Origin of the sequence: Loktanella atrilutea, from assembly GCF_900128995.1 — a bacterium.
Lineage (GTDB): Bacteria > Pseudomonadota > Alphaproteobacteria > Rhodobacterales > Rhodobacteraceae > Loktanella > Loktanella atrilutea.
Genome location: NZ_FQUE01000008.1, coordinates 113,833 through 132,720, shown reverse-complemented (window position 1 = coordinate 132,720; position 18,888 = coordinate 113,833). Strand labels below are relative to the sequence as shown.

20 protein-coding genes and 1 tRNA gene are annotated in these 18,888 nt (G+C 65.9%); 6 read left to right on the top strand and 15 right to left on the bottom strand.

Going from position 1 to position 18,888, the window contains the following annotated elements; translation table 11 throughout:
• Positions 1-219: 219 nt before the first annotated feature.
• Positions 220-846 carry a cytochrome b/b6 domain-containing protein gene (locus tag BUA54_RS15480; RefSeq protein WP_072858166.1) on the top strand — a complete coding sequence of 209 codons (627 nt, stop codon included), beginning with the start codon at positions 220-222 and terminating at the stop codon, positions 844-846.
• On the opposite strand, the gene BUA54_RS15475 is transcribed toward BUA54_RS15480, so the two are convergent.
• From BUA54_RS15475 to BUA54_RS15465, 3 genes are all read right to left on the bottom strand, one after another.
• The gene (locus BUA54_RS15475; protein WP_072858165.1) at positions 799-2,205 is read right to left on the bottom strand and encodes a HAMP domain-containing sensor histidine kinase; all 1,407 of its coding nucleotides are present in this window, start codon (positions 2,203-2,205) and stop codon (positions 799-801) included. The genes BUA54_RS15480 and BUA54_RS15475 overlap by 48 nt on opposite strands.
• Positions 2,202-2,876, bottom strand: coding sequence for a winged helix-turn-helix domain-containing protein (locus BUA54_RS15470; RefSeq protein WP_072858164.1), 675 nt, complete (start codon positions 2,874-2,876; stop codon positions 2,202-2,204). Before BUA54_RS15470 ends, BUA54_RS15475 begins: the two co-directional genes overlap by 4 nt.
• Positions 2,877-2,948: 72 nt before the next feature.
• Entirely contained in the window at positions 2,949-3,332 is a 384-nt protein-coding gene (locus BUA54_RS15465) for a PepSY domain-containing protein (protein ID WP_072858163.1), read from the bottom strand.
• A gap of 283 nt (positions 3,333-3,615) precedes the next feature.
• Here BUA54_RS15465 and BUA54_RS15460 point away from each other — a divergent pair, with 283 nt between their 5' ends.
• Both BUA54_RS15460 and BUA54_RS15455 read left to right on the top strand, forming a co-directional pair.
• Positions 3,616-4,233, top strand: a complete 618-nt coding sequence (locus BUA54_RS15460) for a hypothetical protein (protein WP_072858162.1) — start codon at positions 3,616-3,618, stop codon at positions 4,231-4,233.
• A 45-nt stretch (positions 4,234-4,278) separates the two neighbouring features.
• A complete protein-coding gene (locus tag BUA54_RS15455; protein WP_084114448.1) occupies positions 4,279-5,091 on the top strand; it encodes a COG4705 family protein in 813 nt (270 codons plus the stop codon).
• A gap of 291 nt (positions 5,092-5,382) precedes the next feature.
• On the opposite strand, the gene BUA54_RS15450 is transcribed toward BUA54_RS15455, so the two are convergent.
• Genes BUA54_RS15450 through BUA54_RS15440 form a run of 3 tightly spaced genes read right to left on the bottom strand, consistent with a single transcriptional unit; the run spans position 5,383 to position 7,198 of the window.
• The gene (locus BUA54_RS15450) at positions 5,383-6,300 is read right to left on the bottom strand and encodes an MBL fold metallo-hydrolase (protein WP_072858161.1); all 918 of its coding nucleotides are present in this window, start codon (positions 6,298-6,300) and stop codon (positions 5,383-5,385) included.
• Positions 6,297-6,737 (bottom strand): DUF6691 family protein, encoded by a 441-nt coding sequence (locus BUA54_RS15445; RefSeq protein WP_072858160.1) that lies wholly within the window; start codon positions 6,735-6,737, stop codon positions 6,297-6,299. The genes BUA54_RS15450 and BUA54_RS15445 overlap by 4 nt, the downstream gene beginning before the upstream one ends.
• Positions 6,737-7,198: a YeeE/YedE family protein gene (locus BUA54_RS15440; RefSeq protein ID WP_072858159.1), complete on the bottom strand. Its 462-nt coding sequence runs from the start codon at positions 7,196-7,198 to the stop codon at positions 6,737-6,739. The genes BUA54_RS15445 and BUA54_RS15440 overlap by 1 nt, the downstream gene beginning before the upstream one ends.
• Before the next feature lie 90 nt (positions 7,199-7,288).
• Between BUA54_RS15440 and BUA54_RS15435 the strand changes: the two genes are divergently transcribed.
• Entirely contained in the window at positions 7,289-7,702 is a 414-nt protein-coding gene (locus BUA54_RS15435; protein WP_084114447.1) for an ArsR/SmtB family transcription factor, read from the top strand.
• Positions 7,703-8,034: 332 nt separating this feature from the next.
• Here BUA54_RS15435 and BUA54_RS15430 read toward each other — a convergent pair.
• The 4 genes from BUA54_RS15430 to BUA54_RS15415 form a co-directional block, all read right to left on the bottom strand.
• Positions 8,035-8,109: transfer RNA gene (locus BUA54_RS15430), tRNA-Gln, on the bottom strand.
• A 64-nt stretch (positions 8,110-8,173) separates the two neighbouring features.
• Positions 8,174-9,460, bottom strand: a complete 1,287-nt coding sequence (locus BUA54_RS15425) for a mechanosensitive ion channel domain-containing protein (protein WP_072858158.1) — start codon at positions 9,458-9,460, stop codon at positions 8,174-8,176.
• 99 nt (positions 9,461-9,559) lie between these two features.
• Positions 9,560-11,203 (bottom strand): KpsE/RkpR family capsule polysaccharide export protein, encoded by a 1,644-nt coding sequence (locus tag BUA54_RS15420; protein WP_072858157.1) that lies wholly within the window; start codon positions 11,201-11,203, stop codon positions 9,560-9,562.
• The gene (locus BUA54_RS15415; protein ID WP_072858156.1) at positions 11,181-11,840 is read right to left on the bottom strand and encodes an ABC transporter ATP-binding protein; all 660 of its coding nucleotides are present in this window, start codon (positions 11,838-11,840) and stop codon (positions 11,181-11,183) included. The genes BUA54_RS15420 and BUA54_RS15415 overlap by 23 nt, the downstream gene beginning before the upstream one ends.
• A gap of 205 nt (positions 11,841-12,045) precedes the next feature.
• On the opposite strand from BUA54_RS15415, the gene BUA54_RS15410 reads away from it, so the two are divergent.
• On the top strand, positions 12,046-12,627 hold the full coding sequence (locus tag BUA54_RS15410) for a uracil-DNA glycosylase family protein (protein WP_072858155.1): 582 nt from the start codon (positions 12,046-12,048) through the stop codon (positions 12,625-12,627).
• Positions 12,624-13,415 carry an SseB family protein gene (locus BUA54_RS15405; protein ID WP_072858154.1) on the top strand — a complete coding sequence of 264 codons (792 nt, stop codon included), beginning with the start codon at positions 12,624-12,626 and terminating at the stop codon, positions 13,413-13,415. Before BUA54_RS15410 ends, BUA54_RS15405 begins: the two co-directional genes overlap by 4 nt.
• On the opposite strand, the gene BUA54_RS15400 is transcribed toward BUA54_RS15405, so the two are convergent.
• Genes BUA54_RS15400 through mreC form a run of 5 tightly spaced genes read right to left on the bottom strand, consistent with a single transcriptional unit; the run spans position 13,412 to position 18,862 of the window.
• Positions 13,412-14,341 carry a 2-hydroxyacid dehydrogenase gene (locus tag BUA54_RS15400; protein WP_072858153.1) on the bottom strand — a complete coding sequence of 310 codons (930 nt, stop codon included), beginning with the start codon at positions 14,339-14,341 and terminating at the stop codon, positions 13,412-13,414. The two genes, BUA54_RS15405 and BUA54_RS15400, sit on opposite strands and share 4 nt — an antisense overlap.
• On the bottom strand, positions 14,338-15,477 hold the full coding sequence (gene rodA, locus BUA54_RS15395) for a rod shape-determining protein RodA (RefSeq protein ID WP_072858152.1): 1,140 nt from the start codon (positions 15,475-15,477) through the stop codon (positions 14,338-14,340). Before rodA ends, BUA54_RS15400 begins: the two co-directional genes overlap by 4 nt.
• A gap of 1 nt (position 15,478) precedes the next feature.
• Entirely contained in the window at positions 15,479-17,419 is a 1,941-nt protein-coding gene (mrdA, locus tag BUA54_RS15390; RefSeq protein ID WP_072858151.1) for a penicillin-binding protein 2, read from the bottom strand.
• On the bottom strand, positions 17,416-17,955 hold the full coding sequence (locus tag BUA54_RS15385; protein ID WP_072858150.1) for a rod shape-determining protein MreD: 540 nt from the start codon (positions 17,953-17,955) through the stop codon (positions 17,416-17,418). The genes mrdA and BUA54_RS15385 overlap by 4 nt, the downstream gene beginning before the upstream one ends.
• The gene (gene mreC / locus BUA54_RS15380; protein ID WP_072858149.1) at positions 17,948-18,862 is read right to left on the bottom strand and encodes a rod shape-determining protein MreC; all 915 of its coding nucleotides are present in this window, start codon (positions 18,860-18,862) and stop codon (positions 17,948-17,950) included. Before mreC ends, BUA54_RS15385 begins: the two co-directional genes overlap by 8 nt.
• Positions 18,863-18,888 lie beyond the last annotated feature (26 nt).

Below are 18,888 nucleotides of genomic sequence, written 5' to 3'. Positions count from 1 at the left end.
CATGTCCCCGAATGCTGCGCGTTACCCGCCATCGTTGCATGTCCATTTTGTCAGCGCGGCGTGCAAGAGCACCTTTCGCAGTTTTCTGCAGCCGCTTTGCTGGCAATAAAGACATTACAGCTTTGACACCGTCCCGAAAGATTTCGGCATCGGTAACCCTGTTCAAGGACGGTATCGGATCGGGCAGGGTGTCGGATCCATGCTGCTCAAGGTTTCATTATGTCAGACTCAGCTCTTCATTCGCGGCACGCCGGGGCGGTTGGGCCGCGCCACGCCTTCGCGACCCGTCTGCTGCACGCAGGCCTCGCCACCGCCATCGTCGTGCAGCTGGCCAGCAGCCAGTTCATGAATCCCGATGACGGCGGCGACAACATCTTCGGCGTGCATGCCTATGTCGGACTCGCGGCCTTCGCACTGGTTCTGGGGTTCTGGGTGCAGAGCTTGATCCGGCAACGCGGCACGCCGCCGGGCATGTTGATCCCGTGGTTCAGCGGCGCGCGCCTTGCGGCGGTCTGGGCGGATTTCAAGGCGCATCTGTCGGAACTAACGCATCTGCGACTGCCGGCGCACGACACGCACTCGCCCTTCGCCTCGGCGATCCACGGGCTGGGCCTGCTGCTGGTGACGGCGATGGCGGCGTCGGGGACGTTGTATTTCCTCGTCAATACCGGCGACCCCGATGCGGGCGGTCTGGTCAAGGTGGCGATGACCGTTCACACGACGCTGGCCAACCTGGTCTGGGCCTATCTGATCGGCCACGCGCTGATGGCCCTGATCGCGCATTACGGCGGCGCGCTGTCACTGCGCCAGATGTGGTCGCTGCGCCGTCGTCCCGACGTCCGCTGACACCGGTGGAAAGGCGATGCGCACGCTCAGGCCGGGCGCATTGTCCTCCAGCGTCAGCCGCGCGCGGTGCAGGTCGCAGACCGCCTTGACCATCGCGAGGCCAAGCCCGTTGCCGGGCGTCGTCCGGCTGCGGTCCAGCCGGTAAAGGCGCCGTAGCACCTTGGCACGTTCGTCTGCGGGGATGCCGGGGCCGTGGTCCGACACGGTCAGGGTGACGACCGGGCCGCACGTGGCAATTGCCAGATGAACAGTCTGACCTTCCGCCCCGTGCAGCATGGCGTTCTGGATCAGGTTGACCATGACCTGCGACAACAGTTGCCGGTCCCCGGTTACGGTGGCCGAAGCAGGCAGGGCAGCAGTCAGCGAGAGACCCTGAGTTTCGGCGTCGACGTCCAGAAACTCCACCACGTCACGGGCGACGCCGACCAGATCGACAGGCACCAGCCTGTCGCGCGCGGCGCCGCCTTCGACCTGCGCCAGTTGCAGGAGCGCCTGAAAGGTGCGCCCGATACGGGTGGTCTCGTCCTGCGCCTGCAGCAAAAGGGTCTTTTGGGCCGGCGGCAGATCGGCGCCGCGCGCCATCCGGTCCAGCAGGACCGAGACGCGCTGGATCGGCGTTCTCAGATCGTGCGCGATGTCGGTGGAGACCTGCCGCAAGGTCACGATCAGCGCTTCCTGCGCCGTGGCCATGGCGTTGACGGCCTGCCCGATCCCCGACAGGTCGTCGTTGCCCGCCGCGATACCCCTCACCCGTGCCGTGGAATCCCCGCCGGTCATGGCACCCAGTGCGTCCTGAATTGCTCCGATGCGATCCTGTGCCCGCCGCGCGATCCAGAGCCCGGCCAGACCTGCGATCAGCATCGCGGGCAAGAGTCCCATCAGGACGACTGCGGCAAAGATCTCGCTCATCTCGATGATCGCACGCCGTGACTGGCCGACGATCAGCTGACCCGCGCCGACACGGGCGCTGAGTGCAAGGTAGCTTTCGGCCAGCGCGCCATCCGTCGGTCCAAGGCTGTCACCCGCCAGCGTCACCGTCCCGCTGATCGGCGCGATGTCACCAGCGTTCGAGATCACAGGCCCGCTGTCGGGGAGGTAATGAAGTATGCGATAGGAGGGGTCGGTGACGCGCACGGCTTCGGTGAGACGTTCGAGAAGCTCGTCGGGCTCGCCTTCCTGCCGAAAGGTCGCCACGGTCTGCCGCAGATCCGACAGGATCGCGGCGTTCAGGTTCGCCCGCACGACGCCGTAGGCCGTCGTGAAGCATCCCAAAGCTGCGACCGCGAAGATCAGCGTCAGGATTATGGTCAGGCGCAGCGGCGTCGACCTGATCCTGTCGAACCGGTCCGGCAGCGTCACGGCGCAGCGATCCGGTAGCCGGCACCGCGGACGGTCTCGATCAGTTCGGTCGCGAAGGGCTTGTCGATCTTCGCCCGGAGGCGGCTGATGTGGGTGTCGACGACATTGGTCAGCGGATCGTAGTGAATATCCCAGACCGTCTCCATCAGCATGGTGCGGGTCTGCACGCGGCCCTTGCGGCGCATCAGGCATTCCAGCAGCGCGAACTCGCGCGGCAACAGATCGATGGGCTGGCCGGCCCGCGTGACCTTGCGGGTCAGCAGGTTCATCTCCAGATCCGCAACGCTTAGCGTCACGGGTGCGTCCTGGATCTTTGGCCGCCGCCCGATGGCCGCGAGGCGCGCCGACAGCTCGCCGAAGACGAAGGGCTTGACGAGGTAATCGTCGGCCCCCGCGTGCAGCCCCTCGATCCGGTCGTCGACGCCGCCCATCGCGGTCAGGAACAGGACCGGCGTGGCATTGCCGGTCGCGCGCAGGGTCTTGACCACCGCCATGCCGTCGAGGCCCGGCAGCATGCGGTCCACGACCATGACGTCATAGGTGCCGATCGTCCCCTGCACGAGGCCATCGGCGCCGGAGGCGATCAGGTCGACGCTGTGCCCCTCCTCGCGCAGGCCTTCAGCGATATAGGCCCCGGTGGCAGTATCGTCCTCGATCACGAGTATCTTCATGGGCCTCCTCACAGGCAAGCGACCGGCAGGCCGAAAGGCCCCGCCGGTCGTGTCTATCACGATGCGAAGGCGTCAGTTACCTTCGTCTTCACCATCTTCCTCGCCATCGTCGCCGGCCAGGCCGTCCTGATCCTCGGCCTCGGCGGCCTTAGCGGTGACCGCGCCGGTCGCGGGATCGACCATGACGGTCTCGATGGTGTTGTCCGGCAGCGCGAGTTCGACCTCCCACGCGGCGGCCTGCGTAGTGTCGTCCGGCTCGAAGGCGGCGCTCATCGTCTTGCCGCCGGTTTCCTTCTCGGCGGTGGCGACGGCATCGGCGATGGTGCCGGGGGCTGCCAGAAAAGTCTGCGCCTCGGCCGCGTCGGACGCCGTCGCGTGCTGTTCCGCAATGGCCGATCCGGCCCCCGCCACGATGAGTGTTGCGGCGGCCAGTGCGGTAAGTGCTTTCAAGGTCATGTCATTTCCATCCATTGAGACCCGGCAACCACCTTGGGCACCGGTCCAAGGCAGCTAAGGCGGGCGAGCGGCACGCGGCCTGTCCGGCAGATTACAAATCCGAAAGGTTGCGGCCCCGGGTGCCGTCGCCGCCGCGCGGCAGATCATTGCGGATTTGCGTTGATCCAGACACGGCGGCGACGCGGTCCGGGTTCAGAGGTGTGGATAAAGCGTCGCCGCTGCGCGTGCAGACTCTTTCTCACCACCTGTCGGCGGCCCCGCCGCTGCACCAAGGACAATCACGATGAAAAACCTCCTGCTCGGACCGGTGCTGATCGTCGTCCCAGTCGGCGTCGTCGCCGTCGGCTACGCGACGCTGGACCCCGCATCGGCCCCGACCGCCACCGTTGCGGCCCCCACTTTGGGCGACATGACCCCGTTCCGGACCATCACGACGGACGTCCAGACCATCGCCGCGACCGGCGACCTGAACGCAGCGCAGACCCGCAGCACCGATCTGGAAACCGCCTGGAACGACGCGCAGTCGACCCTGTGGCCCCATGACCCGACGGCCTGGGGCAACGTCGACGGTGCCATCGACGACGCGTTGACAGCCTTGCGGGCCAAGGCACCGGACCCGGCCCAGGTCGATGCGACTCTGGCCAGCCTTCCGACCACGCTCGCAGATCCCCCCGGCACCGGCGCTGCCGGGGGTGTCGTGCAATCCGTATCTAGAATTGCCACGACCGACGCGAACGGCCGCCCCCTGCCGTGCGAGGTGATGCTGGACCAGTTCAGGACGACCTTGGCCGGTGCCACCCTCGCAGACGCGGACCGCGCAACCATCGACACGTTGCAGGCCAAGGGGACCGAGCGGTGCAACGCCGACGACGATGCCCGTGCCGACGACTTCTTCGCGTAGGGCATCGCCCTGATGCCCCATTGATTTCACCGACAGGAGATGACGATGACAACGCTTTCCCTCGACCCTGCGCAGTCCCCGACCTTCGGCAACGTCCCGATCCACGACACCCCGAACCGCGTCCCCGAGGTGACGATCAGCTTCTGGCTGATCAAGCTCATGGCAGTGATCATGGGCGAGACCGCCGCCGATTTCCTTGCCGTGAACCTCGGCCTCGGCCTTACGGCGATGTCGCTGCTGATGGCCGCGGTGCTGGTCGTGGCCCTGGTCCTGCAATTCCAGCAAAAGCGCTACGTGCCATGGTCCTACTGGCTGGCGGTCGTGCTGATTTCGATCGTCGGCACGCTGGTGACGGACAACCTGGTGGACAATTTAGGCGTTTCACTTGTGACGACGACTGTGCTCTGTACGATCCTGCTGGGTCTGACCTTCGTCGCCTGGTATGCCTCGGAGAGGACGCTCTCGATCCATGAGGTCAAAACGACCCGTCGCGAGGCGTTCTACTGGCTCGCGATCCTGTTCACCTTTGCTCTCGGCACGGCGGCAGGCGATCTGGTGGCCGAGCATTTCGGTCTGGGTTACCTCGCCACGGGCATCCTCTTCGGCCTGATCATCGCCTCGATCACACTGGGCTATTTCGCGCTGGGGCTCGACGGCATCTGGGCCTTCTGGATCTCCTACATCTTCACCCGGCCCCTTGGTGCATCCTTTGGAGACCTGCTGTCGCAACCCGCGGACTACGGCGGCCTCGGTCTCGGTACGATCTTGACCAGCGCGATCTTCCTCGCGGCGATCATCGGGATTGTGATCTACATGTCGGCGATGCGACGCACGATTGCGCAAACGAACATCGGGTGATGGCCCGACGACGGATTGGCACGCGCGCCGGCAGACGACCGATGCATCTGTGCCTGCCGGCACTGAAATGAGTCAGAGGCATAATAGCAGGTCACCCGCGTCCTCGCATCGGAGGTCGTTTCAGATGGCAAGGAAGACTCCAATCCAGTCCCAATGATATCTTCAGAGGAAGCTCAGTCCACATTTTCGCATTCGAAATGAAAGGTCTGGCAAACCTTATAATACGACTGAGGCGCCGGGTCGGTGACGGTGCGACCGCCAGCAACTGTTGCGGGGCGCGGCGTCTTGTCTTCAGAAGCGGTTGACGGGAAGTTTCAGGTAGGCGTGGCCATCGTCTTCGACCTGCGGCAGGCGTCCTCCGCGCAGATTGATCTGAAGCGCGGCCAGGATGCGGTCCGGCAGCGGCAAGGTCGCGTCCCGCGCGTCGCGGCGCTTGATCCAGTCTTCCCGGGCGGTGCCATCCTTCACATGCTGGTTTCGGGCCTTGTGCTCGGCCACGGTCGCCTCCCACATCGGTTCGTCACGTCCCTCGGCCCCATAGTCGTGGCCCACGAAAAGCCGGGTGTCGGCGGGCAGCGCGAGGATGTCCTGGATCGAGTCCCAAAGCTGTGCGGATTCCCCGCCGGGAAAATCGGCGCGCGACGTGCCGACGTCGGGCTGCATCAGCGTGTCGTGGGTGAAGGCCGCATCGCCGCAAACATAGGTGATCGACCCCAGCGTGTGACCCGGCGACAGCATCACCCGGACATCGAGGTTCCCGATGCGGAATGTCTCGCCTTCCGCCAGAAGGCGATCGAAGTGGCGATCGGGGTGGAAGGCGTCGGGCAAATTGTAGATGTTTGCCCATATGGCGGCGATGTCATGGATCCTGTCACCGATGGCCGTGGGGGCCCCGGTGCGGTCCTTCAGATGGGCGGAGGCCATGACGTGGTCCGCATGGGGGTGGGTGTCGAGCACCCATGCCACGGTCAGTCCGTTGTCACGCACGATATCGAGCACCTGATCCATGCTTTCGGTCGTGAACCGGTAGTTCTTAGGTTCGAAGTTCCACACGACGTCGATCAATGCGGCCTTCTTCGTGGACGGATCGGCGCAGATATACTGGATCGAACCGGTATCGGGTTCGTAGATGCCCCAGACGTCGGGGCTTCCCGCACCACGAGAGGGCGAATGGCGCACGACCCGTTGTTTCAGCTTGGAGGTGCTCATTGCGTTGCTCCCTTGGGTGCGAAGATCTGGAGGTGCTTGCCATGGTTGCCGATCCACAGGCCGATCAGCATCGCGGGTAGGAAGGCCAGAGTGCCGGGCGCGAGGAGAGGGAGGGCGGTCCACGCCGGCCCCGGGCAGAAGCCGCCGATCCCCCAGCCGGTGCCGAAGAGCACTGCGCCGAGGATCAGCGGCCGGTCGATCCGGGTATTCGTAGGAACGTCGAAGGTGCAGTCGAACGCCGGTGTCGTCCGCCGCCAGACGAGCCGGAAACCGATGAAGGCGGTCAGGGTCGCGCCACCCATGACGAAGGCGAGGCTGGGGTCCCATGTGCCCGCGAGGTCGAGGAAGTTCAGGACCTTCGCGGGGTCGGACATGCCGGAGAGGACCAGACCCAGGCCGAAGACCAGGCCGCTGAGAAAACCGAATGCGATGCGCATTACCATGCACCCCTCAGAACGTGACGCAGGACGAAGACCGTGACGAAGCCGGCGGACATGAAGGTCAGGACCGCGGCGAAGGACCGGCGGGACAGCCGTGCGAGGCCACAGACGCCATGACCGGAGGTGCAGCCCGACCCGAGTGACGTGCCGAGGCCCACGAGCAGGCCCGCGATCACCATGCCGGGAAGGTTCGCGGGCACGCTCTGGCTGATCGTTCCGCCGCCCAGCATGATCGCGAGGGGTGCGGCCAGCAGCCCGAGCAGGAAGGCCAGACGCCAATCCCTGTCACGCGGGGCACCGGGAGTCGGCAGGACAGTGCCGAGGAACCCCTGCGTGATGCCTGAAATCCCGGCTATCCGTCCGAACAGGCCCATGACCATCACGGCGCTCAAGCCGATCAGACTGCCACCGAAGAGCGAGGCCCATGGCGTGAAAGCCGTCCGCAGCTCCATTTCCATCACGATTCTCCGATAGGCTGATGAGAGGTTGATTCATGCAGGCTTATAGCTCATGTATTATGTGTAGCTAATTCAGTCAAGGCTAATATAATGACGCTGGATGACGACGTCTCCGTTGCGGCCCTTCGAAAGCGGGCCGATTACGTGGCTGACCGGCTGGCGCTGGTTGCAAATGCAAAGCGGCTTCTGATCCTGTGCGAACTCGCAAAGGGCGAGAGGTCGGTCGGCGCGCTTCAGGTGGCCGTCGATCTGAGCCAATCCGCCTTGAGCCAACATCTTGCCAAGCTGCGCGACGCCGGCATGGTCGAGACCCGCAGGGAGAGCCAGACGATCCACTACCGGATCGGCGATCCGGATCTGAAGATCCTGATGGCCGCACTCTACGAGGCGTTCTGCAAAGATGTCGGACAGGGTCAGGCGGCGCCTTGCGCTGGGCGTGTCAATGTCGTCACGCCTTCGAACTGCGAGAGGGAGATGTCACCGGTCATGTGCTGCAGGAAATGACTGCTCTTCAGCTTGTCCATGACGGGTATATTGACATGATAAAAGCGGTTAACACGACGGACATAGCTGGTTGCGAGAAGTTTGCTCATCCTCGACAATCGGGATTTCAGAGCGAACGGGATCGACTTCACATTGCTCTAGACTGTGGCCATGGGCCTATCCGGCTCAGTAGAATGGCACCCTTTCCTCCCGCTACGGTGGGAGGAGCGCTTCTACGGGTGGTTCCGGGGTGCCTGAGCGTCGTTGCTGCAGCCCTACAGACCAAAATCCACTGGGGCATTTCGGGCTATAGGGATTTTCTGAGGCCCAATCGACTAAGTGTCTGAGATCGCTGGCTGGGGTGGTAGGATTCGAACCTACGGTACACGGTACCAAAAACCGATGCCTTACCGCTTGGCTACACCCCATCAGCGAGGCGGTGGATACGACAAAGGATCGGGGCCTTCAAGCCCCCCGCGATGCTTTTTTCGGCTATTCCGACAGACCGCCGCCGGACAGGAGATCGGCCATGCCGTCCTTGCGGCGCTCGCTTTCGATCATCGATTCGAGCGCCTCCTCGTGGCTTGCAGAGACTGGCGTGGGGTGTTCGTTTTCGGGGGCGGAGGGGGCGGGGTCAGACGCGGTGGTGACCATCCGGACCCCCTGGATATTGTCGGGAATCTCGAATCCACCGCCCTCGAGCGCGCGCTTCACAAGGCGGATCGCCTCGCTTTGCGCAAGGGCCGGAGAGGTCGTGCGCTGGTCGATCCAGCCGGTGGCCTGCATGACGACACCACCCGGGTCGAGGCGGTCGATCCAGGCCTGCGCGGCGGGGGTCGCCAGCACGAAGGGCAGGGACTGGACCGTGGTCTCGACCAGACGGCGCGCGGCGTCGAGGTCGGCGTCGCGGGTGACGCCGATCGGAAAGATGAAGCGCCGTTCCGCGTTGCGGGTGTAGTTGATCAGCCGGTTGGAAAAGACCGTCGCGTTGGGAATGTGGATGTGGTTGCCGTCGTTGGACAGAAGGATCGTGGCCCGGCTGGTCAGGCGGATGACCTTGCCCTGATCGCCGTTGATTTCGACCATGTCGTTGGGCTGGAAGGGCTGCCGGATCGACAGCATGATCGAGGCGATGAAGTTCTCGACCGTGTCCTTGACGGCGAAACCGAGGGCAAGCCCGACGATACCGGCGGCGCCGAGGATCGTGCCGAGCAGGGCAGTGGCGTTCAGGATGTCGAGCGCTACCACCAGACCCAGCACGACGAAGGCCAGACGCAGGATCTGCCGGTAGATTTCCGCGATGAAGGGGTTGGGTGCCAGACGGTTCCACGGCTGCGGCCGGCGCGCAACCCAGAGGCCGACCCAGACGATGAGCGCAAAGAGCGCGGCCGCCACGGCCAGAAGCGGCAGATAGGCGAGGATCTGTGCGCCGCGGGCCTGAAAGCGGGCGACGGCGGGGTTGAGTCGGGCGCCGACATCCGCGGTTTCCACGACGCTGTTGCGCGTGGCGACGACACCGGTCACGCGGTTCGCGAGGTCGTCGAGGCGCGTGGCATCCGCGGGGTCGGTGACGGTGCCGTCGAAGGTCACGACACCTTCGTTCACCTTGACCGTCACGGCATCATAGCCGCCCAGCACCCCAAGGATGTCGCGCAGGCGCGCCGCGATCGCGCTGTCCTGCGCCGTGGTGGCCGTCGTGTCGATGGCGGTGGTGGGATCCTGCGCCCGTGCGCCCTGCGCCAGACAGAGGAGAAGGGCAATCAGGGACATGACGCGCATGGCAGACCTATCGGCAGGGCATTGGGCCGAAAGGTAGGGCGCGGACGCCCGCCTGCCAGCGCTGCAGGGACATGCGGCGCCGGCCGGTGTGGCGATCCTTCAGTTGGTGACCTGTTCCCGAAGCACGGAGGCGGTGATCGAGATCATCAGGTAGATGCCCGCGAAGATCAGGAACGCAAGGAGCGTGTTCTGGAACGCCTTGGGGTAGGTCGCCTCGTCCGGGGCGACCGGCTCGACGCCCATGGACAGGTAGCGGACCTGACGGTTCGCCTCGATCCGGGCGGTTTCCATCTGGGTCAGGGCCTGCTGCGCCAGCATCGTCTTGAAGGTATAGTTCTCCTCGGCCAGCCGCAGTTCGGTGTTCCGCGCGGCCTGGGACGTGCCGGTGTCGGTCGAGATCGTCATCTTGTCGCGCAGATCGGCGATCAGGTTCTCGATGTTGTCGATCTGGGCCTGCAGGGCATTGACCTGCGCCTCGTTCGGGCGGCGCACGTTCAGCCGGTCCTGCAGCGACAGGGTCAGGCGCTGGCGTTCGGTCTCGAGCGCGGAGATCTGCTGCGTCTTGGCCGCGGTTTCGCCCACCGGATCGATCTGCTGCACGTCCTCCTGCAGCTGCAGCCAGCTGGCGAGGGCCTCGCCCCGGCTCGCCTCGGCGGCTTCGTAGCTGTCGCGGGCACCCGACATCTGGTCTTCGCGCAGGCGCTGGGTCAGCTGGTCGACCTGCTCTTCGGCGTAGCCGATTAGCGCCTCGGAGAATTGCTGGCTGGCGGCGGGGGTCGGGGCGATGACATCCATCTTCAGGATGCCCTCGGTCGGGTCGTAGCTGATCTTGACCCGGTCCTGATAGACGGCGAAGGCGGCCTCGTTGCTGGCCTCTTCGGGCAGGCGCTGGATCGGGTCGATCGTCGGGTCGCTGAACACCGACTTGAAACCGTGGTCCTGATCCAGACGCAGCATCGCGGCCCGCGAGGCGAGGTAGGACTGCACCGTGATGCTGTCCTGCTGGGTCGCCATCGAGGTGCCCTGGAACATGCCGCCGAGGCCGCCGGCGACGCTCGTCGCCTCGGCCTTCTGGATCACGAATTCCGAGCTTGTCGCATACATCGGCGTCGCGACGTTGTAGAAATAGTAACCGACCATGATGGTCGGAAGCAGGACGAAGATCGCCAGCCGCGCCATCATCAGCACGGTCCGCCGCCGGCGGCGGCGGCCCAGATCGCGCTGGATCTTCATGATTTCCGACAGGTGCCGGTCGGCCGGGCTGGCGAATTCGGTAGAGGGGAGGGTCTGACCGGGTTCCGCCACCGTCTGCGGCAGCTGCACGCGGGGGGCGGGCATGCCGGGCATGCCCGGGGTCGCCCCCAGCGACGCGCCCGGCGCGGTGGTGCCGCCACCGGTCCGGCCATCGGGCGTGACCAGTTCCAGCACGGTGGACCGCTGGAAGGGATCGATGCCCGCCTTGCGCAAGAGCCTGATGGCATCGAAATCGGAGGTCGGCGCCATGCCGTGCTTCTGCGCCACGCGGCGGGCCATGCGCAACTGTCGCCCGGTCAGCCCCTCGCGCCGGATCGCGTCGATGTCCGTCCCGCCGGTCGCCTGCCCCTGCATTGCCGGCAGTTGCGTGGCAGTGTCTGTCGTGGATTCGGGCGCGGCTACTGGCGCGGCCTCCGCCATCGGGGTCGGGTCCGGCTGCGGCTCTGGCCGACGGATGCGGAATTTCTTAGCGGTCGGCTTCGTAGTCATAAAGCTGCTTGGCCTCTTCCAGAGTGTCGAACATGTGTAGCTTGCCGTGGCGCAGGACGGCGGCGGACCGGGCAAAGCGTTCCAGCGTCTTGGCTTGATGGGATACGATGATCACGGTCGTCTTTTCCAGCCGTTCGCGCAGGATCTCTCCGGCCTTGCGGTTGAATTCGGCGTCGGTCGTCGCGGGCATGCCTTCGTCGATCAGGTAGATGTCGAAGTCGAGCGCCAGCATCAGCGAGAAGGTCAGCCGCGAGCGCATGCCGGAACTGTAGGTGCCGACCGGCATGTCGAAGTATTCCTTGATGCCGCAAAGCCAGCGGCAGAATGCTTCGATGTAGTCGGGGTCTAGGCTGTAGAGCCGCGCGATGTAGCGCACGTTTTCCCGCGCCGTGTGGCGGTTGGTGACGCCGCCCATGAAGCCCAGCGGAAAGGAGATGCGGCAGCCGCGGGTGATCGTGCCCTCGTCCGGCTTTTCGAGCCCGGCCATCATGTTGATCAAGGTCGTCTTGCCGGTGCCGTTGGGGGCGAGGATGCCGAGCGAGCGTCCGAGGTCGACGCGGAAGGACACGCGGTCAAGGATCACCTTGCGCGTCTTGCCCGTCCAGAAGGACTTGCTGACCTGATTGAATTCAAGCATCGCGGTTCGCCCGATCGGTCTTCATCTTGCCTGGGTCTTGATGACGATGATGGGTAAACCACCCGTCACGCTGGCCCTTGTCGCGGGTGGTATGCCGCAGAATTATGTTCAAAGACAGGCGGAACTGCAGTCATACCGCAGCTTACACCGGGCCGTGATGGTGCCGTCGCGCTTGATTGCGCGACGTTCGGACTAGGTCTGCCACATGGGTCTGAGGGACGATATCGCCGCCTGCCGCATCTGTGCGGACCGCTTTGCGGCGACCGCGACGCGGCACGCGCCGCGCCCGGTGGTCTGGTTCGACGGACCGCCGCGTATCCTGATCGCCAGCCAGGCGCCGGGCGCGCGGGTTCATGCGGCGCAGACGCCGTTCTGGGACCGGTCCGGCGATCGCCTGCGGGACTGGCTCGGCGTCGACAAACCCGCGTTCTACGACCGCGACCGGGTGGCCATCGTGCCGATGGCCTTCTGCTTTCCGGGCTACAACGCGGCGGGGTCCGACTTGCCGCCGCCGCGCATCTGTGCCGCGACATGGCGTCAGCCGGTGATGGACCGTCTGGGCGACGTGCCGCTGACCCTGCTGATCGGCGGCTACGCGCAGCAGTGGCACCTGGGCGGCCGCATGGGCGTGACCGAACGGGTCGCGGCCTGGCGCGACCTTGCACCGCGCGTGTTCTGCTTGCCTCATCCGTCGTGGCGCAATACCGGATGGCTGAACCGCAACCCTTGGTTCGAAACCGATGTGCTGCCCGTCCTGCGGGCCCGCGTGCAGGAGGTGCTGACATGACGACGCCCGAGATGACCACCGATCTGGACCGCGCCCATGCGGCGATGGACACCTCCGACGACCTGCGCCTGCGCTTCTACGAGACTTTGGCGGACAGCGACCTGTTCGTGCTGCTGGACGTCGAGCCGGAGGGGGACAGCGTGCGCCCCTCGCTCTTCACGGTGGATGGCGGAGAATACGCGCTGGTGTTCGATGCAGAGGAACGTCTGTCGGCCTTCGTCGGACGCGCCGCCCCCTATGCCGGTCTGCCCGGCCGGGCGCTGGCGCAGATGATGGCGGGACAGGGGATCGGCATTGCCCTGAACCTGCAGGTCGCCCCCAGCGAGATGCTGATCCCGGCGGACGCCGTGGACTGGCTGGCCACGACCCTCGATCACACGCCCGAGCAGGCAGAGGCACGTCTGACCGGCGTCTCTCGCCCCACCGGCCTGCCGGAGAGCGTGCTGGAGGCGCTGGACCGCAAGCTGACCCGCGCTGCCGGGCTGGCCGATCACGCGCTGCTGGTGGCGGCGGAATACGAGGACGGTGGCCGCGGCCATGTGCTGGCCTTCGTCGATGCGCCGGACACGGCCCATGCGGCGCTGGCCCATGCGGCGGGCGAGGCGCTGACCTTTTCGGGCATCGACGCGGGCACGATGGACGTGATGTTCGTGGCCAGCACCGACGCCGTGGCGCAGCGGCTGGCGCGCGTGGGCCTGCGCTTCGACCTGCCGGAACTGTCGCGGCCCACGCCTGCCGTGCCGATGGCGCCGGGGTCGGACCCCAACGCCCCGCCGAAGCTGCGCTAGTAGCCCGCCGTGCGATCCACGAGGTGCAGGAACGGCTCGCCCCGCTCGCCCCGCGCGATGTTCGCGGCGATGACCTGCGCCGCCGTTTCCGGCCGGGTGGTCGAGGCGATGTGCGGCGTCACCGTGACGCGGGGATGCGCCCAGTAGGGATGATCCCGCGGCAGCGGTTCGGTGCGAAAGACGTCAAGCGTCGCCGCGCCGACAGCACCGCTGTCGAGGGCCGCCAGCAATGCGTCGTCGTCGATCAGCGGGCCCCGGCCGGGGTTCACGATGACCGCGCCCGGGGCCAGCAGCGCCAGCGTGTCGGCGTTCAGGATATCCTCTGTCGCCGGTGTCTGCGGCAGCAGCAGCACGACGATCTGCGCATCCGTCAGGGCATCGCGCAGGCCGTCCGCGCCTGACAGGCAGGTGAGTCCGTCGATCCGCTTGGGACTGCGCGACCAGCCGGTCACCGGAAAGCCCAGCCCCGCCAGCGCCTGACCGCAGGCCGACCCGAGTTCACCCAGCCCCAGAACCGTCACCGGGCGATCCTGCGCCAAGGGGGGGTAGACATCGTTGCGCCACTCACCGTCCTGTCCGTGGATATGGGCATCGAGCCCCAGATGATGGCGCATCACATGCCCCACGACCCATTCCACCATCCCGCGTGTCAGCCCGTCGTCGACCATCCGCGCCAGCGGCTGCGTCAGGGTCTCGTTGCCGACCACCGTCTCGACCCCGGCCCACAGGCCCATGACCAGCCGGGTGTTCACGTAGGGCGTGAAATCCTTCACCGGACCGTTGGGGGCGAAGACGATGTAGTCCACGTCCCCGGGCGCATGATCCCGCGACAGGTCGTAACGCAGCCCCGCGGCATCCAGCGCGCGGCGCAGCGGCGCCTCGTAGTCGTCCCAGACGTCGGGCTTGGCGGAAAACAGGATCTTCATCGCGGCTTGTGCACATGGGCGGATTGCACCAGCCCGAAGGCCACGAGCAGCACCAGCATCGCGGACCCGCCGTAGCTGACCAAAGGCAGCGGCACGCCGACGACGGGGGCCAGCCCCATGACCATCGCCATGTTGACGGAAAAGAAGAGAAAGAATGTCATCGCGATTCCAAGGGTCAGAAGTGACGAAAACCGGTCCTTGTTGTTCATCGCAGAGGCGACGCAGAACACGATGATCAGGATGTAGAGCACCAGCAGGGAGAAGGCGCCGACGAAGCCGAACTCCTCTGCCAGCGTGGTGAAGATGAAGTCGGTGTGCTTTTCCGGCAGGAAGTTCAGGCGGCTTTGGGTGCCCTGCATGAAGCCGCGCCCGGTCCAGCCGCCTGACCCCAGCGCGATCTTGGCCTGCGTGATGTGATAGCCTGCCCCCAGCGGATCATTGCCCGGATCGAGGAATGTGTCGATCCGCCGGAACTGGTAGTCCTTCAGCAGTTGCCACGGCGTGCCGCGGCTGAGGAAGACCGCATAGACCGTGCCGACACCCGCGCCGATCACCGTCGCGAAATAGGCCCAATGGACGCCTGCCAGGAACATCACCGCACCACCGCCCATCAGCAACAGCAGCGCGGTGCCAAGGTCGGGCTGCTTCAGCACCAGTGCCGTCGGCACGAGGATGAAGACGACCGGCAGCGCGACCCACAGGGGATGCGATGTCTTGTTCGTGGGCAGCCAGTCGTAATAGGCGGCGAGGAACATCACGAGGGTGATCTTCGTCAGCTCCGACGGTTGCAGCCGCATGAAGCCAAGGTCGATCCAGCGTTGCGCCCCCATGCCAATGGCGCCGAACAGCTCTACCGCGACCAGCAGCATGACCGATACGCCAAAGGCCACCCCTGCCACATTGCGCCAGAACCAGATCGGCACCATGCCGACCCCGATCATCAGGACCAGCCCGAGGATGAAGCGCTTGACCTGCGGTTCCATCCACGGGTCGGGCGAGCCGCCGGCGACGGAATAGAGCATGATGAACCCCGCGCAGGCCACCGCCGACAGCAGGATGATGACGGGCCAGTTCAGGTAAAGGACCTTGCGAAACCCGGTGGGGACGAACTTGGTGTTATGCGCCAGATAGCTCATGTCACACGCGGTCCTGCGCGGGCTTGATCTGGGTGATGCGCTGCGCGATCCGCGCCTGCTGTTCCTCGATCCGCGCGCGGTCGGCGGAAGGATAGGCGTCCAGCGGCGGCGGGCCGTCGTAGAGCGCCTGCAGCATGATGTCCCGCGCAATGGGCGAGGCGGCGGTCGACCCGCCGCCGCCGTGTTCCACCACGACCGCCACGGCGAACTTCGGATTGTCGACCGGCGCGAAGCAGACGAAGAGCGCGTGGTCCCGGCGTTCCCACGGCAGGTCATCGTTGCTGATGACGCCGCGGGCGCGTTCCTCTGCGGTAATACGGCGGACCTGACTGGTGCCGGTCTTGCCCGCCATCTCGTAGCCGGCGGTAATGACCTTGGCCCGCGCGCCGGTGCCGCGCTTTTCGTTGATGACAGCGTTCATCGACGCGCGGCAGCGGCGCAGCATATTCTCGTTGATGTCCAGCGGTTCGCCGATGCCGCTGGGCTCCTCGACGCCGTCGACGGATTTCACCAGCCGCGGCGTCACCACCCGGCCGGTCGCAATCCGCGCCGTCATGATCGCCAGTTGCAGCGGCGATGCGAGGACGTAGCCCTGTCCGATCGCGGCGTTCACCGTGTCGCCGATGCGCCAGTCCTCGCCGCGCACCTCTAACTTCCACTGCTTGTCGGGCGCCAGTCCGGTCGAGATCGCGGACAGCGGCAGGTCGTGCTTTACCCCGATCCCAAGCGTCCGTGCCATTTCGGCCATCTTGTCGATGCCGATGCGCTGGGCGACCTCGTAGTAATAGCAATCGCAGGAATATTTCAGGCTGTCGTGGAAATTGACGTTGCCGTGCCCCGCGCGTTTCCAGCAGTGGAACCGGGTGCCCGCCACGACGGTATAGCCGCGGCAATAGACGGTCTCCTCTGGGCTGATGACGCCCGCGTTCAGGGCGGCCAGACCCGTCACCATCTTGAAGGTCGACCCCGGCGGATAGGCGCCCTGCACGGCCTTGGCGGCCAGCGGGCGGTACTTGTTCTCGTTCAGGTCGGTCCAGTCCTTGACCGAAATCCCGCGCACGAAGAGATTCGGATCGAACGACGGTGCGGACGCGATGGCGCGCAGATCGCCCGTCTGCAGGTCGATGACCACGGCGCCGCTGCTTTCGCCGTCCATGCGGGCCTGCGCATAGGATTGCAGCCGCTCGTCCAGGCCCAACTGGATGTCCTTGCCGGCGACGCCTTCCTGCCGGTCCAGCTCGCGCATCACGCGGCCGAGGGCGTTGACCTCGATCCGCTTGGTGCCGGCGGACCCGCGCAGGGTGTGTTCCAGCTTGTTCTCGACCCCGGTCTTGCCGATCTGGAATTTCGGGATCTGCAGCAGCGGGTCCTGATCGTCGATGCGGCTGAGGTCGTAGTCGCTGACCGGCCCGACGTAGCCCACGACGTGCCCCACGTCGGCGCCATAGGGATAGCGGCGGGACAGGCCGACCTCTGCGCTGACGCCGGGCAGGGCGGGGGCGTTGATGTTGATCTTGGCCACGTCCTCCCACAGCAGGCGGTCGGCGATGATGACGGGAACGAAGGACGACAGCTTGCGCATGTCCTCGCGCGCGCGTTCGATATTGGCGGGGTCGAGCGCGACGATATCCTGCAGACGGGCCAGCACCTCGTCCACGTCGCCGGCATCCTCTCGCACCATGACGACGCGGTAGTTCTGCTCGTTCTCGGCCAGCGGGATGCCGTTACGGTCGAAGATCAGGCCGCGGGCAGGCGGCAGCAGGCGGATGTTGATCCGGTTCTCCTCTGCCAGCAGGCGGAACTGGTCGGCCTGTTCGACCTGCATCGACCGCATCCGCAGCCCCAGCGCCGCCGCGACGCCCAGCTGCGCCGATCCCAGCAGCAGGGCCCGCCGCCCGATCCGGCGCGACGACTGTTCCAGATCCCTGACCGGTCGCTTCATAGCCTGTGTCCCCGACTGTCCACCTGACCCGGCGCGGGCCGGGTCAGACCAAAGAAGAAGTGCCCCATACCCACCACCACCGGATAGATCGCGATGGTCATCACCATCTGGATCAGGGTCAGCGTCAGCGGCGCCTGCGGCGTCATCACCACGATCAGGATCAACCGGTTGGCCAGCGTGATCGCGACGATGCCCGCGGCGACCGTACCCCATTCCAGTGCCAAAGGCACGTTCCGCAGACCACGAGAGCGTGATCGCACCGCCTCGACCAGCATCACGACCAGCGCGGCCCACAGACCCGGCGGGCGCTGGAACAGCAGGTCGGTCAGCAGAAAGACCACGACCACCACGCCGACGGGGACGTAGGCCGGTCGTCGCGCGACCCAGGCGAGGGTCAGGGCCAGCAGGATGTCCGGCCCGGCAAATCCCGGCGGCGCGGTGTCCAGCGGCAGCAGTTGGATGAAGATCACGATCGTCGCCAGCGCCAGATAGACCACCCGCCCGGTCCACAGGGTCGCGGCGGGACTCTCAGCCATCCTGATCCGCCTCGGCGGTGCGGGGCAGGACCGGACCGATCAGCCCGCCCTCGGGCGTCAGCAGCCCGCCGGGGTCGGTGATGTCCTCGTGCGGATGCGCGCGCAGGATGCGCAGGAATTCAAGCCGACCGTAATCCGCCGCCAGACGCACCCGTAGTCGCCGGTCGCTGCCTAGCGCCACCTGACCCACCAGCAGGTCGGCGGGGAACACGCCGCCGTCGCCGGAGGACACGACGCGGTCGCCGGGGCGCACCGTGTCGGGGTTTTCGAGGAACTCGATCGGCGGGTTCAGGGTGTTGTCGCCTGCAAGGATCGCCTTCTGCCCAGAGGGCTGGATCGTTACCGGGATCCGGCTGGAGGTGTCGGTCAGCAGGATCACACGGGCGGTGCCGCGTCCCACGCCGCTGATCCGGCCTACCAGCCCCAGCCCGTCCATTGCGGGCCAGCCGTCCACGATGCCGTCGCGGCGGCCCACGTTCAGCAGCACCGACTGCCGGAAGGGAGAGCCCGAATCCGTCATCACGACACCGGTGACGAAGGTCAGTTGCGGATCGAGGCGGACGTTGTTCAGTTCCAGCAGGCGCGCGTTTTCCTGTTCCAGCTGCAGGGCGGCTTCCTTCCACGCCTTCATCTGCTGCAACTCGCGGCGCAGGTTGCCGTTCTGTTCGTTCAGGGCGGCGTAGCTGCGGAAATCCCCGACCAGTTCCACAAGGCCCGTCACCGGCGCCATCGCCCAGTCGAAGGACGGCACCACCCGATCGATCACGGCGGCGCGAAAGCGTTCGACGCGCGGGCTGTCGATGCGCCAGACAAGGAAGATGCCGAAGAGCAGCACAACGGCAACCCCGACCAGCAGGCGCCGGATCGGGGCGATGTATTCGTCGTGCGTGTTCCGGTCGCGCGCCAAGGGTGGTGTGCCCCTTCAGAAGAAAG

Coding starts and splice junctions, on each gene's coding strand:
- BUA54_RS15425 (WP_072858158.1), bottom strand. CDS start 9,460: ATGCGCGTCATGTCCCTGATTGCCCTTCTCCTCTGTCTGGCGCAGGGC.
- rodA (WP_072858152.1), bottom strand. CDS start 15,477: ATGAGCTATCTGGCGCATAACACCAAGTTCGTCCCCACCGGGTTTCGC.
- mrdA (WP_072858151.1), bottom strand. CDS start 17,419: ATGAAGCGACCGGTCAGGGATCTGGAACAGTCGTCGCGCCGGATCGGG.
- BUA54_RS15455 (WP_084114448.1), top strand. CDS start 4,279: ATGACAACGCTTTCCCTCGACCCTGCGCAGTCCCCGACCTTCGGCAAC.
- BUA54_RS15460 (WP_072858162.1), top strand. CDS start 3,616: ATGAAAAACCTCCTGCTCGGACCGGTGCTGATCGTCGTCCCAGTCGGC.
- BUA54_RS15470 (WP_072858164.1), bottom strand. CDS start 2,876: ATGAAGATACTCGTGATCGAGGACGATACTGCCACCGGGGCCTATATC.
- BUA54_RS15400 (WP_072858153.1), bottom strand. CDS start 14,341: ATGAAGATCCTGTTTTCCGCCAAGCCCGACGTCTGGGACGACTACGAG.
- BUA54_RS15420 (WP_072858157.1), bottom strand. CDS start 11,203: ATGACTACGAAGCCGACCGCTAAGAAATTCCGCATCCGTCGGCCAGAG.
- BUA54_RS15440 (WP_072858159.1), bottom strand. CDS start 7,198: ATGGAAATGGAGCTGCGGACGGCTTTCACGCCATGGGCCTCGCTCTTC.
- BUA54_RS15415 (WP_072858156.1), bottom strand. CDS start 11,840: ATGCTTGAATTCAATCAGGTCAGCAAGTCCTTCTGGACGGGCAAGACG.
- BUA54_RS15445 (WP_072858160.1), bottom strand. CDS start 6,737: ATGCGCATCGCATTCGGTTTTCTCAGCGGCCTGGTCTTCGGCCTGGGT.
- BUA54_RS15450 (WP_072858161.1), bottom strand. CDS start 6,300: ATGAGCACCTCCAAGCTGAAACAACGGGTCGTGCGCCATTCGCCCTCT.
- BUA54_RS15405 (WP_072858154.1), top strand. CDS start 12,624: ATGACGACGCCCGAGATGACCACCGATCTGGACCGCGCCCATGCGGCG.
- BUA54_RS15410 (WP_072858155.1), top strand. CDS start 12,046: ATGGGTCTGAGGGACGATATCGCCGCCTGCCGCATCTGTGCGGACCGC.
- BUA54_RS15435 (WP_084114447.1), top strand. CDS start 7,289: ATGACGCTGGATGACGACGTCTCCGTTGCGGCCCTTCGAAAGCGGGCC.
- BUA54_RS15480 (WP_072858166.1), top strand. CDS start 220: ATGTCAGACTCAGCTCTTCATTCGCGGCACGCCGGGGCGGTTGGGCCG.
- BUA54_RS15385 (WP_072858150.1), bottom strand. CDS start 17,955: ATGGCTGAGAGTCCCGCCGCGACCCTGTGGACCGGGCGGGTGGTCTAT.
- BUA54_RS15465 (WP_072858163.1), bottom strand. CDS start 3,332: ATGACCTTGAAAGCACTTACCGCACTGGCCGCCGCAACACTCATCGTG.